This is a genomic window from Mesorhizobium sp. B2-8-9 (genome assembly GCF_006439475.1).
Taxonomy (GTDB): Bacteria; Pseudomonadota; Alphaproteobacteria; order Rhizobiales; family Rhizobiaceae; genus Mesorhizobium.
The window spans coordinates 28,092-44,378 of sequence record NZ_VFTQ01000039.1; the positions used below are offsets into that span (position 1 = coordinate 28,092).

General features: G+C 64.3%; 12 protein-coding genes. 6 read left to right on the forward strand and 6 right to left on the reverse strand.

Annotated features, from left to right (window positions below):
* Positions 1-180: 180 nt before the first annotated feature.
* The 4 genes from FJ423_RS30060 (at position 181) to FJ423_RS30075 (ending at position 5,285) form a co-directional block, all read left to right on the forward strand.
* Positions 181-2,685, forward strand: a complete 2,505-nt coding sequence (locus tag FJ423_RS30060) for a heavy metal translocating P-type ATPase (protein WP_140846554.1) — start codon at positions 181-183, stop codon at positions 2,683-2,685.
* 41 nt (positions 2,686-2,726) lie between these two features.
* Complete coding sequence (locus tag FJ423_RS30065; RefSeq protein WP_140846567.1) at positions 2,727-3,116, forward strand: DUF305 domain-containing protein; 390 nt, start codon at positions 2,727-2,729, stop codon at positions 3,114-3,116.
* An 89-nt stretch (positions 3,117-3,205) separates the two neighbouring features.
* Entirely contained in the window at positions 3,206-4,051 is an 846-nt protein-coding gene (locus FJ423_RS30070; RefSeq protein ID WP_140846578.1) for an aldo/keto reductase, read from the forward strand.
* A 424-nt stretch (positions 4,052-4,475) separates the two neighbouring features.
* Positions 4,476-5,285 carry an MBL fold metallo-hydrolase gene (locus FJ423_RS30075; protein WP_246680352.1) on the forward strand — a complete coding sequence of 270 codons (810 nt, stop codon included), beginning with the start codon at positions 4,476-4,478 and terminating at the stop codon, positions 5,283-5,285.
* A 9-nt stretch (positions 5,286-5,294) separates the two neighbouring features.
* Here FJ423_RS30075 and FJ423_RS30080 read toward each other — a convergent pair whose 3' ends face one another.
* From FJ423_RS30080 to mutS, 3 genes are all read right to left on the reverse strand, one after another.
* Positions 5,295-5,864 carry a TetR/AcrR family transcriptional regulator gene (locus FJ423_RS30080; RefSeq protein ID WP_140846590.1) on the reverse strand — a complete coding sequence of 190 codons (570 nt, stop codon included), beginning with the start codon at positions 5,862-5,864 and terminating at the stop codon, positions 5,295-5,297.
* Between the two features lie 64 nt (positions 5,865-5,928).
* Positions 5,929-6,393, reverse strand: a complete 465-nt coding sequence (locus FJ423_RS30085) for a nuclear transport factor 2 family protein (protein WP_140846602.1) — start codon at positions 6,391-6,393, stop codon at positions 5,929-5,931.
* 77 nt (positions 6,394-6,470) lie between these two features.
* Positions 6,471-9,203 (reverse strand): DNA mismatch repair protein MutS, encoded by a 2,733-nt coding sequence (gene mutS, locus FJ423_RS30090; protein ID WP_140846629.1) that lies wholly within the window; start codon positions 9,201-9,203, stop codon positions 6,471-6,473.
* 167 nt (positions 9,204-9,370) lie between these two features.
* On the opposite strand from mutS, the gene FJ423_RS30095 reads away from it, so the two are divergent.
* Together FJ423_RS30095 and FJ423_RS30100 are read left to right on the forward strand one after the other, a co-directional pair.
* Positions 9,371-10,558: a glycosyltransferase gene (locus FJ423_RS30095; protein ID WP_140846640.1), complete on the forward strand. Its 1,188-nt coding sequence runs from the start codon at positions 9,371-9,373 to the stop codon at positions 10,556-10,558.
* A gap of 135 nt (positions 10,559-10,693) precedes the next feature.
* Positions 10,694-12,973 carry an NADP-dependent malic enzyme gene (locus tag FJ423_RS30100; protein WP_140846653.1) on the forward strand — a complete coding sequence of 760 codons (2,280 nt, stop codon included), beginning with the start codon at positions 10,694-10,696 and terminating at the stop codon, positions 12,971-12,973.
* A gap of 102 nt (positions 12,974-13,075) precedes the next feature.
* Here FJ423_RS30100 and FJ423_RS30105 read toward each other — a convergent pair whose 3' ends face one another.
* From FJ423_RS30105 to FJ423_RS30115, 3 genes are all read right to left on the reverse strand, one after another.
* Entirely contained in the window at positions 13,076-14,239 is a 1,164-nt protein-coding gene (locus FJ423_RS30105) for a porin (RefSeq protein WP_140846668.1), read from the reverse strand.
* A 380-nt stretch (positions 14,240-14,619) separates the two neighbouring features.
* Entirely contained in the window at positions 14,620-15,330 is a 711-nt protein-coding gene (locus FJ423_RS30110) for an antitoxin Xre/MbcA/ParS toxin-binding domain-containing protein (protein WP_140846681.1), read from the reverse strand.
* A gap of 261 nt (positions 15,331-15,591) precedes the next feature.
* A partial coding sequence (locus FJ423_RS30115; protein WP_140846710.1) for an adenosine kinase occupies positions 15,592-16,287 on the reverse strand: 696 nt, incomplete at its 5' end.

The window sequence follows — 16,287 nt, forward strand, 5'->3', positions numbered from 1 at the left end:
GGCGTCTATAGCCTGTTTTCGCGGCGCTGTGTATGGGGCAGGCGGCCGCGATTGCCATCGCGCAGAAGCGTAATCCGCAATCGCCCGGCCGATTTTCGCAAAAGTCGAAACCGGCTCTTGACCTTCCAGTTACTGGAAGGACTACCTCCGCCTCAATTCGAGAATTCCGAGGTATTGCTGATGACCCATTCCGACCACCCCCACCATCATGCGCATGGCGGCGGCTGCTGCTCTGCGAAGAATGTCGCGCCCGACACCGAAGCGGTGCTTCGCGACCCTGTCTGCGGCATGACGGTCGATCCGGCGGCCGGCAAGCCGACGGCCGAGCATGGCGGCCGCACCTTTCATTTCTGCAGCGAGCGCTGCCGCACGAAATTCCAGGCCGAGCCCGAGGGCTATTTGACGGCCACCGATCCCGTCTGCGGCATGAGCGTCGACCGCGCGAGCGCGAAGCACTTCGTTCGCCATGAAGGGCAGGGCTTCTATTTCTGCTCCGCCGGTTGCAAGGGCAAATTCGAGGCGGAGCCGGCAAAATACCTCGCTGGCCGGCCCGAGCCGCAGCCGATGCCCAAGGGCACGCAATACACCTGCCCGATGCATCCCGAGATCATCCGCGACAAGCCCGGCTCCTGTCCGATCTGCGGCATGGCGCTGGAACCGATGGGCGTGCCGACAGGCGAGGAAGGCCCGAATCCCGAGCTCGTCGATTTCACCCGCCGCTTCTGGGTCAGCGCCGTGCTCTCCGTGCCGCTCCTGATCATTGCCATGGCGCCGATGCTGGGCTTCAGCTTCGAAACCCTCATCGACGGCCGCACGAAGACCTGGGTGGAACTGGCGCTGGCGAGCCCGGTGGTTCTGTGGGCGGCGTTTCCGTTCTTCCATCGCGGCTGGGAATCGATCCTCAACCGTAGCCCGAATATGTGGACGCTGATCTCGCTGGGCGTCGGTGCCGCCTACCTCTACAGCGTGATCGCCGCCCTGTTCCCGGGCCTCTTTCCGCATCAGTTCCGCGGTCATGACGGCGCCGTCCCGGTCTATTTCGAGGCCGCCGCCGTCATCGTCGCGCTGGTCTTTCTCGGCCAGGTGCTGGAACTCAAGGCCCGCGAGCGCACCGGCTCGGCCATCCGCGCCCTGCTCGACCTTGCCCCGAAGACAGCGCGGCTGATCGGCGCCGACGGCTCCGAGAAGGACGTACCGCTCGACAGCGTCAAGTCGGGCGACCGCTTGCGCATCCGTCCCGGCGATGCCGTGCCGGTCGACGGCATCGTGCTCGAGGGTCGGTCGGCGATCGATGAATCGATGATCACCGGCGAACCGCTGCCGGTCGAGAAGACGGAAGGCGACATGCTCACCGGCGGCACGCTGAACAAGAACGGCTCGCTGGTCATGCGCGCCGAGAAGGTCGGCGCCGAGACCACGCTGTCGCGCATTGTCGAGCTGGTCGCCAAGGCGCAGCGCTCGCGGGCGCCGATCCAGGGTCTCGCCGACCGCGTGTCCTTCTATTTCGTCCCGGCCGTCGTGCTGGTGGCGGTCCTGGCGTTCATCGCCTGGGCGCTCGTCGGCCCCGAACCGAGCCTGATCTTCGCCATCGTCTCGGCGGTGTCGGTACTGATCATCGCCTGTCCCTGCGCGCTTGGCCTTGCGACGCCGATGTCGATCATGACCGCGACCGGGCGCGGCGCGCATGCCGGCGTGCTGATCAAGGAAGCGGCGGCATTGGAACGTTTCGCCTCGGTCGACACGCTGATCGTCGACAAGACCGGCACGCTGACCGAGGGCAAGCCGCGGCTTACCGACGTCATTGCCACCGACGGCATCGACGAGAACGAGCTGCTGGGCCTCGCGGCCGCGCTGGAAAAGGGCTCCGAGCATCCGCTGGCCGAGGCGATCGTCGAGGGCGCTGCCGCGCGCGGCCTGAAGCTCGCCGACGCGGTCGATTTCGAAGCCATTACCGGCAAGGGCGTTTCGGGCACGGTTTCGGGCAGGAAGGTCGCGCTCGGCAATGCGGCGATGATGGCGGACCTCTGCGTCGCAACGTCGGCTGCCAATACCGAGGCGCTGCAGGCCGAAGGCAAGACGGCCATGTTCGTGGCTGTCGAGGGCAGTTTCGCCGGTATCGTCGCCGTCGCCGATCCCGTGAAAGCGACTACAGCCGAAGCGATAAGGGCGCTGCACGACAAGGGGTTGCGCATCATCATGGCGACAGGCGACAACGAGCGCACGGCACGAGCGATTGCCGGCAGGCTCGGCATCGACGAGGTCCGCGCCGGGTTGCTGCCGGATGAGAAGGGCGCGCTGGTCGAGGAACTGCGTGCCAAGGGCGCCGGCGTCGCCATGGCCGGCGACGGTGTCAACGACGCGCCGGCGCTGGCCGGCGCCGATGTCGGCATCGCCATGGGCACCGGCGCCGATGTCGCGGTCGAAAGCGCCGGCATCACGCTGGTCAAGGGCGACCTCAACGGCATCGTCAGGGCACGCACTCTCGCCCAGGCGACGATCCGCAACATCCGCCAGAACCTGTTCTTTGCCTTCCTCTACAACGTGCTCGGCGTGCCGGTCGCGGCCGGCGTGCTTTATCCGCTTACCGGCACGCTGCTGTCGCCGATGCTGGCGGCGGCGGCGATGAGCCTGTCATCGGTCTCCGTGATCGGCAACGCGCTGCGGCTGAGAACGTTGAAACTCTGAGCAAGACCCCCAGATACGCAATCCAACAGAAGGAGACTTGAATGACCCTGGCCAAGAAAATCGTGCTGCTTTTGATGGCGGCCGGAATGCTGCTCGCCGTGTTCCTCGAAAGCGTGCCGGCCTCTTCGGAGGAGATGAAGCACGACATGTCCAAGATGGCGATGGGCGCCCAGAGCCCGGCCACCGTCGGCTACGAGAAGGCGATGAAGAAGATGCATAAGGACATGACGATCAAATACACCGGCAATGCCGATGTCGATTTCGTCCGCAGCATGATCCCGCATCATCAGGGCGCCATCGACATGGCCAAGGTGGTGATCGCCAACGGCAAGGACCCGGAGATACGCAAGCTCGCTGAAGACGTCGTCACGGCACAGGAAGCCGAGATCAAGCAGATGCAGGACTGGCTCGCCAAGCATCCGGCGAAATAGTCACTGCGGGAAATCCGGGCGGCCAGCCGGCGTCGGTCTGGATTTCCAACTGTGGCTGTGCTGCGATCCAGCCTTACGCGGAGAAGGCCATGCCCTCGTTGATCAGAACCTTGAAGCTGCCGTCGGGCGAAACCGTCCCGGTGCTGGGCCAAGGCACCTGGAAGATGGGTGAGGATCGACGGCGCCACGCCGATGAGGTCGCGGCGCTGAAGCTTGGGCTGGACCTCGGCATGACGCTGATCGACACGGCCGAAATGTATGCCGATGGCGGCGCCGAGGAGGTGGTGGCGCAAGCCATCGCCGGGCGCCGCGACGAGACCTTCCTGGTCTCCAAAGTGCTGCCCTCCAACGCCTCGCGCGCCGGCGTGAAACGGGCCTGCGAGAGCAGCCTGAAGCGCCTCGCCACCGACCGCATCGATCTCTATCTGCTGCATTGGCCGGGCAGTGTGCCGCTTTCCGAAACCGTGCAGGCGTTCGAGGCGCTAAAAACGGAGGGCAAGATCCGCCACTGGGGCGTCAGCAATTTCGACACGGACGAGATGGAGAATCTAGTCAGTCTGCCGTCCGGCGGCAATGTCCAGACTAACCAGGTGCTTTACAACCTGTCGCGGCGCGGGCTCGAATTCGACCTTGCGCCGTGGAGCCGGCAGCGCCGCATACCGCTGATGGCCTATTCGCCGGTGGAGCAGGGCGCGCTGGCCCGCAATGCGCGGCTCGAGGCGGTCGCCGCCCGACACAACGCCACGGCGGCGCAGATCGCACTTGCCTGGATAATGATGCAGGACGGCGTCATCGCAATCCCGAAGGCCGGCCGCCAGGAGCATGTCCGCCAGAACGCCGCCGCGCTCGACATCGCTCTGACGGCGGAAGACCTTGCCGAGCTCGATCGCGCTTTCCCGCCGCCGACGCGCAAGCGCGGCCTGGAGATGATTTAGTGGCACTGCCACAGGGATGTTGATCGGCCGGCTCTGTTGTATGGCAGGCGGCATGCGCTGAAGATTGGCCGAAACGCCCATCGCGATCGTCATTCCAGGGCGGAGCAGCCGCGAAGCGGCGTCGCGGAGACCCTGGAATCCATTCCGTGACCTGGGGCGTGGGATGCGGCGAAGCAGAATTCTGCACCCTTGCTACGCCTCGATGTCACGGAATGGATTCTATGGTCTGCGCCGCGTCGCTTCGCTCCTTGCTCCGCCATAGAATGACGAGGTTGCGGCGGCTTCAACCAATCCCCGGCGTTTGCGATGATTTCACGGAAGTGAACGGAAAATCTAGCACCAAGACAAACGGCAACCTTTCAAAATCCCTGTCGAGGGAATAACCGAAAACCTCGCGTCGGGATGCGCGGTTGAAAGAGAGCAAGTGTTGGAACGAATTTCAGCCGGACCTCATTACGCGACCTATAAAATCGGCGACTTGACGGTCACCTCCCTGCGCGACGGTTATGTCGACATGCCCGTCCGGCGACTGCGCCAGCCGGGAGACAAGCCTTTCGGCGATCTGCCGCCGCAGGTGCCGCTCTTCGACGGCGCGCTCCGATTGTCGGTCAATGCCTTTGCCATCGACGACGGCGAAGACATCACGCTGATCGATACCGGATCCTCGAACGCCTGGCACCCGACGATGGGCTTTCTGCCGCAGGCGCTGAGCGAAGCGAAGATCGCCCTCGATCGGATACACACTGTCGCCTTCACCCACACCCATCTCGACCATATCCAAGGGCTCATCCTTCCGGATGGCAGGGACGGCTTCCCGCAGCTCTCCCGCTTGCTTGTCCCTCGAGCCGAGCTCGACATGTTCCGGTTGGAAGCGAGGTTGAGCCGCTTCCATGACCGAGCGCAGCCTCTGGATCCGGGACAGCACTTGAGTGCGAACATCGAGGCGATCGCCGCGCCGGGTCATGAAATCGGCCATACCTGCTTTCGTGTTGCGAGCCACGGCGAAACATTGTTGGTCTGGGGCGACCTCGTGCATGCTCCGTCGCTTCAGTTCGATCGGCCGAAGGTCGTGTGGGAGTTCGACGCGGATCAGGAACAGGCACGGGCAACCCGGTTGCTTATATTGGCCCTTGCCGCCGACAACGCCTGGTGCGTTGCAGGAGCGCATCTCGATTCACCGGGCGTCGGCCGGATTTCCCGAACCGAGACAGGCTACCGCTTCGAACCTCTGTAGGAACTGGGGCTAGGTCTTGGCCGACAGCCCGAGCCGTGTGCGCAGCCGGCGCAGCGTACGGGAGAATACCCCGGCATCGTCAGCGGCACGGGCAAGGGTGAGCGCGCCCTGGATGGCGGCGACGGTTTCCTCCGCCAGTTCGACGGCTTCGGTTTTCCCATGCCCAAGTCGCGCCAGCGCATCGGCGAGGTGCGCGACCCAACGGCCGAAATAGTCCCTTATCTGGCTGGCGAAGAGGTCGCGGGATGCCTCCAGTGCGAAGGCGCCGATGAGACAGACCCGGCGCCCGGAGCGGAAGTAGCTGTCCGTCGCCGCGAGCATCTGCTCGATCCCGGCCGACGGATCGCCGCCGTCGCGCAGCGGCGCAAACACATTGTCCTCGAACCAGCCGTCGATATGGGCAATGACGGCCCTGGCCATCTCTTCCTTGCCGCCCGGAAAGAAGTGGTAAAGGCTCCCCTTGCCGAGCCCCGCCGCCTCGCCGATCAGGGCCAGGCTGGCGCCCTCATAGCCGTGCTCGCGGAAAACCTCGGCCACGATCGCCAGCAACTGGTCGTGGTCCGGAGCGATGCGCCGCATGTTTAGTGTTCTTGTTCGAGCATGATCTTTTCCAAAACCGCTACACACTTTTTGGGGTCATGCTCTAAAGCCCGAGTTCCGAAAGGCCGGGATGGTCGTCCGGCCGGCGGCCGAGCGGCCAGTGGTATTTCCGCTCGCGCTCCGCGATCGGCAGGTCGTTGATGCTCGCCACGCGCCGGCGCATCAGCCCGGCCTCGTCGAATTCCCAGTTCTCGTTGCCGTAGGAGCGGAACCAGTGGCCGCTGTCGTCGCGCCATTCATAGGCGAAGCGCACCGCGATGCGGTTTTCATTCCAGGTCCAGACCTCCTTGATCAGGCGATAATCCAGCTCGCGCGCCCATTTGCGCTTGAGGAAATCGACGATCTCGCCGCGACCCGAGATGAACTCGGCCCGGTTGCGCCATCTGCTGTGCTCGGTATAGGCGAGCGAGACCCGTTCCGGGTCGCGGCTGTTCCAGGCATCCTCGGCGAGGCGCGCCTTTTGCGCCGCTGTCTCGGCCGTGAAGGGCGGCAATGGCGGACGGCTCATGAAATCTCCTGTCGGTTCCGATCGTCGATAACCGACATTGTACCGACCGGTACAATCAGTCAAGGCCACGCCTGGCTCTACTGCTTCGTTGCCAGCCCCTTCAGCCGGTAGAGCGCCTCCAGCGCCTCGCGCGGCGTCATCTCGTCCGGATTGATCGCGCCGAGCGCTTCGCCCAGCGCATCGCTTTTGGCGGGTTTCGGCGCTTCGCGTTTCACCGCCACCGAAAACAGCGGCAGGTCGTCGACGAGCCGATTGGTCTTCCCCGAGACTTCGCCCTCTTCGAGCTGGTGCAGCACCTCCTTGGCGCGGGCGACGACGGCTTCCGGCAGACCGGCGAGCCGCGCCACCTGTACGCCGTAGGAGCGGTCGGCCGCGCCCTTGCCGACCTCGTGCAGGAAGACGACGTCGCCTTCCCATTCCTTCACCCGCATGGTGACGTTGTGAAGCCGGGGGAGCTTGCCCGCCAGCGCCGTCATCTCATGGAAATGCGTGGCAAAAATCGCTCGGCAGCGGTTCTTCTCATGCAGATATTCGACCGCCGCCCAGGCGATCGACAGGCCGTCGAAAGTTGCCGTGCCGCGGCCGATCTCGTCGAGGATGACCAGCGCCCGCTCGCCGGCCTGGTTGAGGATCGCCGCCGTCTCGACCATCTCGACCATGAAGGTCGAGCGGCCGCGCGCCAGGTCGTCCGAGGCGCCGACGCGCGAGAACAGCCGGTCGACGACGCCGATATGGGCGCTTTGCGCCGGCACGAAGGAGCCGGTCTGAGCGAGTATGGCGATCAGCGCATTTTGCCTGAGGAACGTCGACTTACCGCCCATATTCGGGCCGGTGAGCAGCCAGATCGCGCCGGCCTTGGCGCCGCCCTGGGGCGACAGGTCGCAATCATTGGCGACGAACGGGCCTTCGCCGGAACGCCTGAGCGCCTGCTCGACCACAGGGTGACGCCCGCCGACGATTTCGAAGGCGAGGCTCGAATCCACCAGCGGCCGGCACCAGCCCTCGCTCTCGGAAAGCAATGCCAGCGCCGATGAAACATCCAGAGCCGCAAGCGCCTCGGCGCCGGCGCGGATCCGTTCGGCCTCGCCCACCACTTCCGCGGTCAGCCGGTCGAAAGCGGCGAGCTCGATGCTCAGCGCCCGGTCGGCGGCGTTGGCGATCTTCGATTCCAGCTCCGCCAGCTCGGTCGTGGTGAAGCGCATGGCGTTGGCCATGGTCTGGCGATGAATGAAGCGCGCCTTGGCGGCATCGCTGCCGGTCATGATCGAATGGTGATTGGCCGTCACCTCGATGTAGTAGCCGAGCACATTGTTGTGCCGGATCTTCAGCGAGCGGATGCCGGTCTCTTCGATCAGCGAGCGCTCCAGCCCGGCGATCACCTTTCGCGATTCGTCGCGCAGCGCCCGCATCTCGTCGAGCTCGGCATTGTAGCTCGACCGCACGAAGCCGCCGTCGCGCTTGATCAGCGGCAGCTCGTCGTCGAGCGCTTCGCTGAGGTGGTGGGCAAGCGCCTCGGGCAAGGCCTTGATCGCGGCCAATGCCGCAGCGAGCTCGGCGGGCAGATCGGCCGCCGCGAACAATTCGGCGATCGCGCCGGCCGCCTCGAAGCCGGCGCGCAGCGCGCCCAGGTCGCGCGGTCCGCCGCGGTTGAGCGCCAGTCTGGACAGCGCGCGCGGCATGTCGGCGACGCTTTTGAGGCTCGCCCGCAGGCCTTGGCAGAGCCGCATCTCGGAACGGAAGAACGACACCGAATCCAGCCTGGCCGCGATTGCTGTTGGATCGGTCAGCGGCGCCATCAGCCGGTCGGCGAGCAGTCGCGCGCCGCCCCCCGTCACCGTGCGGTCGATCGCCTTGAACAGCGAGCCGTCGCGGTTGCCGGACAGCGTGCGCAGCAGTTCCAGGTTGGCGCGCGTCGCCGGATCGATGAACAGCGTCGAGCCCTGCTCCTCGCGCTCGGGCCGCGACAGCGGCGGACGTTCGGCTTTTTGCGTTTTTTCGATATAGGCGATGGCGCCCGAGATCGCCGATAACTCGGCGCGCGAGAATGTGCCGAAACTGTCCGGCGTCGCGACCTCGAAGAAGCGCGCGATGCGTCCGGTGGCCGAGGCCGAATCGAACAGAGACGGCGGCTGCGGATTGGCGACGCGGCCCAGCACGTCGAACACGGGCCTGAGCTCCGGATCATGGAAAACCGGCTCGGCGACGATCAGCTCGCGCGGGTCGACGCGGAAGATGTCGGCAAGCAGCCGCTCGACGTTCGTCTCCGCAACGCGGAAGGCGCCTGTCGAAATGTCGATCCAGGCCAGCGCGAAGCCGGCTTGGCTGGTCGCGCCTCCCTTCACGCGGCCGAGCGCCATCAGGAAGCTCGATTCCGAGGGCGCGAGCAGCTTGTCCTCGGTGATGGTGCCTGGCGTGACCAGCCGCACCACGTCGCGGCGCACCACCGATTTGGAGCCGCGTTTCTTGGCTTCGGCCGGGTCCTCGATCTGCTCGCACACGGCAACGCGAAAGCCTTGCGCGATCAGCTTCTGCAGATAGTCGTCCGCCGCATGCACCGGCACGCCGCACATCGGGATGTCATTGCCCTGGTGCTTGCCCCGCTTGGTCAAGACGATGCCCAGCGCCTGGCTCGCCTTCTCCGCGTCGTCGAAGAACAGCTCGTAGAAATCGCCCATGCGGTAGAACAGCAGCGAATCCGGGTTCGCCGCCTTGATCTCGATGAATTGCTCCATCATCGGCGTGACGCCGGCCGTGGCAAACGGTGCCGGTGCCGCCGTGGCGTTGTGTTCTTCCGGGGTACGCATATCCATCCCGGCACGCTAGCAGATGTGGGCGGGCGGTTTAATGCCGGCGGTTGCAAAAACGGGGGACGAGTGGGCAGTTGCCGCCATCAGCAGGACGGGCGCACGGGGGCGTGTTGCCTCATGCAGCCGGCCGACATATGGATCGTTCGGGGTCAGGAGAAGATAGCGGGGCGATGAAGAAGGACGGACACGAGACGTTCGAGGAGATGGTCGGCCCGGTCGGCTCGCCGCTCAGGCGGGTGCGGCTTCTTGCCACCAACCGCGCCAACCGTACCAGAACCAAAATCAGGGCGTGGGTGCGGACACGGTTTCCCTTCATCCTGCCGACGCGCGGGCCGCTCTCCGGCCTCGATGGCGGCATCGACATACCCGTCCATGTCTTCAGTCGCGATCCGTTGATCCTCTACATACCTGTCGGCGGCCGGCGCCCGCTCTACGCACTCGCTGCCCTCTGCCGGCGCATGGTGCCAGCGCGCGCTACCTTCCTTCTGATGCCGAACTGGACGCTGGAGAGGCCCACCGTCGTCGAGCAGATACGCAAGGATCTCGCGTGGTTCGCCGCGGTCTGCCCCCACCATGACCTGATCTTCCTCTGCAACACAGAGGAAGAGCGCCGTCTGATTGCAGGCGTTGGCGGCACAGCGATCTTCTCCAATCACAATCTGATGATTTCGGAAGACGTCTTCCGGCCGCTGCCGGACGTGCCGGTCGAGTACGATGCCGTCTACAATGGCCGCATCTCGCACACCAAGCGGCACCACCTCGCCTTCGAGATCGAAAGACTGGTCCATGTGACGTCCTCGATCGGCGAATTGCCGCCGGCCGGCGACCGCGCCTTCATCCGCCGGCTGCAGGCGCAATCGCCGCTTCACAGCATCGCCAATCCCCTCGTTGACGGCCTGCCCGGGCGGATGCCGCCTTACGAGGTCAACCGCGTCTACAACCGGGCCGCGGTCGGGCTCTGCCTGTCGGCGGTGGAAGGGGCGATGTATTCCAGCATGGAGTATCTGCTGGCCGGCCTGCCGATCGTCTCGACGCCGAGCATCGGCGGCCGCGACGTCTATTTCGATCCGGATTATTGCCTTATCGCCGAGCCGGAGCCGGCCGCGATCCGCCGCGCGGTCGAGCGGCTTCGCGACCGCGCTATCCCGCGCGAGGAGATTCGCGGCCGCACGCTGGAAAGGGTGCGGGCGCAACGGCTGGAACTGATGGCCTATCTGTCGGCGCTTAAGCAGCGCATGGGAAGCAACGATCCGCCTTTCTCCGAATGGCCGTTCGCCGGGACCTCGGGGCTGACGCGCTGGGCCCCGGTACGCGAGCACCTGCGCGAGATTGCCGCGATCTCATCGGGCAAGATTTGACCGCTTGTCTCTGCCAACGGAGGAACAAAATCGCTGGATCGCTTGGCGGTTTACAGCGGCGGCGTGTAGCCTTAAGCGGGTAATTCAAAACAATGCGCCGCAAGAGCGCGAAATGGTGGGAGAAGCGTCAGCAACATGGCCAGGAAAACGGAAAGCAGCGGCCCCTCCGTCAGTCCCGAGGAGGCGCTGGAGTTCCACGCCATGGGACGACCCGGCAAGCTGGAGATCGTCGCCACCAAGCCTATGGCGACACAACGCGATCTGAGCCTCGCCTATTCGCCGGGCGTCGCCGTTCCCGTGCGCGCCATCGCCGAGGATCCGAGCCGCGCCTTCGACTATACGACGCGCGGCAACATGGTCGCCGTCATCTCGAACGGCACCGCCATCCTCGGTCTCGGCAATCTCGGCGCGCTGGCCTCGAAGCCGGTGATGGAAGGCAAGGCGGTGCTGTTCAAGCGCTTCGCCGATGTCGATTCGATCGACCTCGAAGTGGCGACTGAGGACGCCGACGAGTTCATCAATTGCGTGCGCTTCCTCGGCCCTTCCTTCGGCGGCATCAATCTCGAGGACATCAAGGCGCCCGAGTGCTTCATCATCGAGCAGCGGCTGCGCGAGCTGATGGACATCCCGGTCTTTCACGACGACCAGCATGGCACGGCAATCATCTCGGCCGCCGGGCTGATCAACGCGCTGGAGATCACCGGCCGCGACATGAAGACCACAAAAATGGTCTGCAACGGCGCCGGCGCCGCCGGCATCGCCTGCATCGAATTGATGAAGGCGATGGGTTTTTCGCCCGAAAATATCATCCTGTGCGACACCAAGGGCGTGGTCTTCCAGGGCCGCACCGAAGGCATGAACCAGTGGAAGTCGGCGCATGCCGTCAAGACCGAGGCGCGCAGCCTGGCCGAAGCGCTGGACAGCGCCGACGTCTTCCTCGGCCTGTCCGCCAAGGGCGCGCTCACCACCGCCATGGTGCAGTCGATGGCCAAGAACCCGATCATCTTCGCCATGGCCAATCCCGATCCGGAGATCACGCCGGAGGAAGTGGCCGAGATCCGCACCGATGCCATCATGGCCACCGGCCGCTCCGACTACCCCAACCAGGTCAACAATGTTCTGGGCTTCCCCTATATCTTCCGCGGCGCGCTGGACGTGCGCGCCACCACCATCAATGACGAGATGAAGATCGCGGCCGCCAGGGCGCTTGCCGAGCTGGCGCGCCAGGACGTGCCGGACGACGTCGCCGCCGCCTATCAGGGCAACCGGCCGAAATTCGGCCCCAACTACATCATTCCGGTGCCGTTCGATCCGCGCCTGATCTCGGCGATCCCGCTGGCGGTGGCCAAGGCGGCGATGGAATCCGGCGTCGCCCGCAAGCCGATCCTCGATCTCGACCGCTATGCGCAGGAACTGTCCGCCCGCCGCGACCCGATCGCCTCGACCTTGCAGCGCATCTACGACCGCGTGCGCCGCCAGCCCAAGCGCATCGTCTTTGCCGAGGGCGAGGAGGAGCAGGTGATGCGCGCCGCCGTCTCCTATGTGAACCAAAGGCTCGGCACGGCGATCCTGCTCGGCCGCGACGACGTCATCAAGGACAATGCCCGCAATGCCGGCATCGACCTCAACAAGCCGGGCCTCGAGATCATCAACGCCAGGCTGTCGCGCCGCAACGGCATCTACACCGACTATCTCTACGAGCGCATGCAGCGGAAGGGTTTCCTGTTCCGCGACTGCCAGCGGCTGATCAACAACGACCGCAACCATTTCGCCGCCTGCATGGTGGCGCTGGGCGACGCCGACGGCATCGTCACGGGTGTGACCCGCAACTATTCCACCGCGCTCGACGACGTGCGCCGCATTATCGACGCCAAGCCGGGCCACCGCGTCATCGGCGTCTCGATCGTGCTGGCGCGTGGCCGCACCGTGTTGGTCGCCGACACCGCCGTGCACGACATGCCGAACGCCGAGCAGATCGCCGACATCGCCGAGGAGGCGGCCGGTTTTGCCCGCCGCATGGGCTACGAGCCAAGGCTCGCCATGCTCGCCTATTCCACCTTCGGCCATCCGCAGGGCGAACGTTCCGAGCGCGTGCAGGAAGCGGTGCGCATCCTCGACAAGCGCCGCGTCGATTTCGAGTATGACGGCGAGATGGCCGCCGACGTGGCGCTGAACCCGCGCGCCATGGCGCAATATCCTTTCATTCGCCTGACGGGACCGGCCAATGTGCTGGTGATGCCGGCATTCCACTCGGCCTCGATCTCGACCAAGATGCTGCAGGAGCTCGGCGGCTCGACCGTCATCGGCCCGCTGCTGGTCGGTCTCAACAAGCCGGTGCAGATTGTGTCGCTGAATGCCAAAGACAGCGACATCGTCAATATGGCGGCAATTGCAGCTTATACGGCGGGCAACTGACGAAGGCGTTTGCTGACGAGGCGTTTGCCCACATCGCCAACGTTTGGAATTGGAAAAGGCCCGCGGCGATGCCGCGAGCCTTCCCTGAGATCGCCAGTCTGATCAGAAATTGCGCTGGAAGCGAACGATGCCGCCGACGCTGTTCTTCTTGTCGGCCTTGGTCCAGTCGACGACATTGGTGTCACCGATCCCATCGTCAAACCTGCCGAAATGGTCCCAATCAACTTCGCCTGTGATCGTGAAGCCCGGAACGATGCTGTAGGCGATGTTCGCAGCCACGGCGTAGTTCTTGTCGTCGTCAGCCGAAGCCTGGAGGTTGAACGAAGTCTTGGCGTCGAACTTGTAGGTGCCGCCACCCCAGACAGCCCAGTTGCCGCCCCACGGCTTGTAGAAGCCGCGGCCATGGGTGTTGATGGCGTTACCCGCGTCGCGGAAGTTATCGTCCGTACCGTAGCCGCCCATGATGAACAGCGTCAGTTCCTTGGTGACATTGACATCCAGGCGAACCTTGCCGGCCACTTCTTCGTAGTTGCTGTCATAGGCAACGACGCCGGTGATCGCACCCCAGTCGCCCTTATACTTCAGACCGCCGACGACATGCGGAACGTAGCTGTCGATCGTGCCTGCGATAACGCCCGTACCCGTGCCGGTAGCAAGACCTGTAACGTCCGATCCTTCTTCAAGGGAGATCACGCCCGAGAAGCCGCTGCCAGCATCGAAGTAGTAGCTGACGACATTGGTGTCCTTTATGCCGTACGGGATGGTCGTGTCCTGGATGACGTTGCCGGCATAGCCGATGAACGAGTCATAAGGCGTCTCGTCCTTGCCGACGCGCAGCCCGCCCAGCTGGATCCAAGCGAAGTTCAGCGTTGGCGTGCTCGTCGGGCCACCATTCTTGAAGTTGAAACGCGTCTCGGTATAGGTCTTCAACGTGCCGAGCTCGGTCTCCTGGCCGGTCCAAGTCTTCAGGTTAAAACGGGCGTTCTTGTTCCAGCTGTTCTGCGAGTCGCCGTCCTGAACGTCGGTGGTCTTGCGGCCGTCGAAAGTGCCGACGTCGCCGAAGCCGGCGTCATAGCGGATGTAGCCGCCGACGCGCAGGCAGGTCTCGGTGCCGGGGATGTAGAAATAGCCGGCGCCATAGACGTCGCAGATCTTCACGTATTCGGCCGGTTCCGGCTCGGCGACGGTGACCGCGTCGGCGGCGCGGGCGCCCGAAACTGCGATCAGAGCCGCAGCGGAGCCGAGTAGAAGGCTCTTGATGTTCATTTTCTTGAATCTCCAGTCAAAGGTTCAAGACAGGCCTGACGTGCCGTTCGGCTTTGCCACCCCCGTCCCCATCGTTGAAAAAGCACGCGCACCGGCGCCGCTTCTTCGCCTTGGACATGGCCTAATCGTTGGCCTCACACAACAGGGGTTGTGTCGGAAAGGCGGATTTTTGAACTCTTGTAGAAGTCTTGTTGCGCAAATATCACGTCACATAAATGCAAAGATGGAACATTCTGAACAATACGTACAATCGGAACGTCAGGTAATCTGCACAATGTGCCAAATGTGCCAATTATTACAGTTTTATGACAAGCGATTTGCCGGACAAGTTTTCTAAAAATCCAGATAAGCATAAAAAAATCGACTCCGCGAAACAGGAGTCAGGATAGAGTACGTGTCGCGCGGAGCACGTCCTCGACCATGTCTTCCCGTAACATCTCGATGGGGATCCGACCGTCGAGCTCGGGCGAGGGTCGGGTCAGCCAAAACCAGGCAAGTCTCGGATTGGCGATCGCCGAAAGCACGTCGCTGATCCCGGGAACCGGCCTGCCGTCGACGAACTGGGCCAATGGGAAGACATGTTTGCGGCCGCCCTTGCGCAACGCGACGACCTCGCCGCGTCTTTGCCAGCGATGCAGCGTGGAACGCGGGATGCGGAGCTTCTCTTCCAGATAGGTCGAGCCGGCGACCTCGCCGGCCCAATCCTCGATCAGCATCGATTGGAGCTCCGCGGCTCGCTCGGCGATCGGCTGCGCCGCAGGCCTCTCTGTCTCCGATTTCGGCGGTGAGCGCTCAAGAGCGCGGCCGGATATGGCCGGGCCGTCGCTCGCGGCCTTGTTCGTCATCGCACGAAAGAAGTCGGAGGCAAGGTCGGTCCACTCACCCTTGAAGGAGCTGATGGCAAGGCGCTGTGCTTGCGGCAGGAAGGGCAGGGCGGCAGCCACATGGCCCGCGATCTTGCTTGCTGAAGCAAGCGCCTCGGCGCCCAGCATGACGCCCTGCTGCGTTAGCGCCTGCTGCACCGCCTCGGCGACCAGGCCTGCCAACGCCTCTTGTGAAATCCCGTCGGACGAGTTCTGGAATCTGGTCATGAATCTGTCTTGCGGCCCGCGCTCCTCCCAGGCGCCGGCCGATGCTGAAATTCTTATTGCGGAAAGCAAAAACTGCGGCGGCAACGAACGCCGCGGCCCGGCAGGTTGCTGGCACGCATCTTCACACCCCTGGTTTGGCGTGCCGCAATGTCACTCACAGTACGCCTCAGTTGCGTGTAGGAGCGCTCTATGACAGGGGCGCGACAGAGAAGCCGGTTTTGACCCTGTTGGCGGTAACGCAACGGTACTTATTGGGCAGCTCTAAAGCAGCCCCACTTGCTCGGCTTCGCGACGCAGATTCTGGCGCGGGCGCGGGCCGATCTGCTGGATCACCAGCCCGGCCGACAGCGAGCCGAGATCGCCGCAGTCCTTGAGGCTGCGGCCGGTCGTGTAGCCGTAGAGAAAGCCGGCAGCGTAGAGATCGCCGGCGCCGGTCGTGTCGACCAGCTCCTTGATCTTCGTCGCCTGGATGACGACGGTCTCGTCGCCGCGCACGATGACCGAACCTTTTTCAGAACGAGTGACGGCGGCTATTCTGCAATCCTTGCGGATGGCGGCGAGCGCCTCCTCGAAGGAGGCGGTCTGGTAGAGCGACTTGATCTCGTGGCTGTTGGCAAAGACGATGTCGACGGTGCCCGAACGCATCAGCTCGAGAAACTCGTCGCGGTAGCGGTCGACGCAGAAGGAATCCGACAGCGTCATCGACACTTCGCGGCCCGCCGCATGCGCAAGCTTCGCCGTCTGCCGGATGGCCTCCTTGGCGCGCGGCGGATCCCACAGATAGCCTTCAAAATAAGTCACCTTGGCGCCGGCGGCCTTGTCGGCCTCGACATCCTCGGGGCCAAGCTCGACGCAGGCGCCGAGATAGGTGTTCATCGAACGCTCGCCGTCGGGCGTGACGAAGATCATCGAGCGCGCCGTCGGCGGTTCGCCCTTGAGCGGTGCGGTATCGAAGGC

Bases quoted from the DNA above. Each gene is read 5' to 3' on its own strand.
- FJ423_RS30060 (WP_140846554.1), top strand. From the start codon at position 181: ATGACCCATTCCGACCACCCCCACCATCATGCGCATGGCGGCGGCTGC.
- FJ423_RS30065 (WP_140846567.1), top strand. From the start codon at position 2,727: ATGACCCTGGCCAAGAAAATCGTGCTGCTTTTGATGGCGGCCGGAATG.
- FJ423_RS30070 (WP_140846578.1), top strand. From the start codon at position 3,206: ATGCCCTCGTTGATCAGAACCTTGAAGCTGCCGTCGGGCGAAACCGTC.
- FJ423_RS30080 (WP_140846590.1), bottom strand. From the start codon at position 5,864: ATGCGGCGCATCGCTCCGGACCACGACCAGTTGCTGGCGATCGTGGCC.
- FJ423_RS30085 (WP_140846602.1), bottom strand. From the start codon at position 6,393: ATGAGCCGTCCGCCATTGCCGCCCTTCACGGCCGAGACAGCGGCGCAA.
- mutS (WP_140846629.1), bottom strand. From the start codon at position 9,203: ATGGATATGCGTACCCCGGAAGAACACAACGCCACGGCGGCACCGGCA.
- FJ423_RS30095 (WP_140846640.1), top strand. From the start codon at position 9,371: ATGAAGAAGGACGGACACGAGACGTTCGAGGAGATGGTCGGCCCGGTC.
- FJ423_RS30100 (WP_140846653.1), top strand. From the start codon at position 10,694: ATGGCCAGGAAAACGGAAAGCAGCGGCCCCTCCGTCAGTCCCGAGGAG.
- FJ423_RS30105 (WP_140846668.1), bottom strand. From the start codon at position 14,239: ATGAACATCAAGAGCCTTCTACTCGGCTCCGCTGCGGCTCTGATCGCA.
- FJ423_RS30110 (WP_140846681.1), bottom strand. From the start codon at position 15,330: ATGACCAGATTCCAGAACTCGTCCGACGGGATTTCACAAGAGGCGTTG.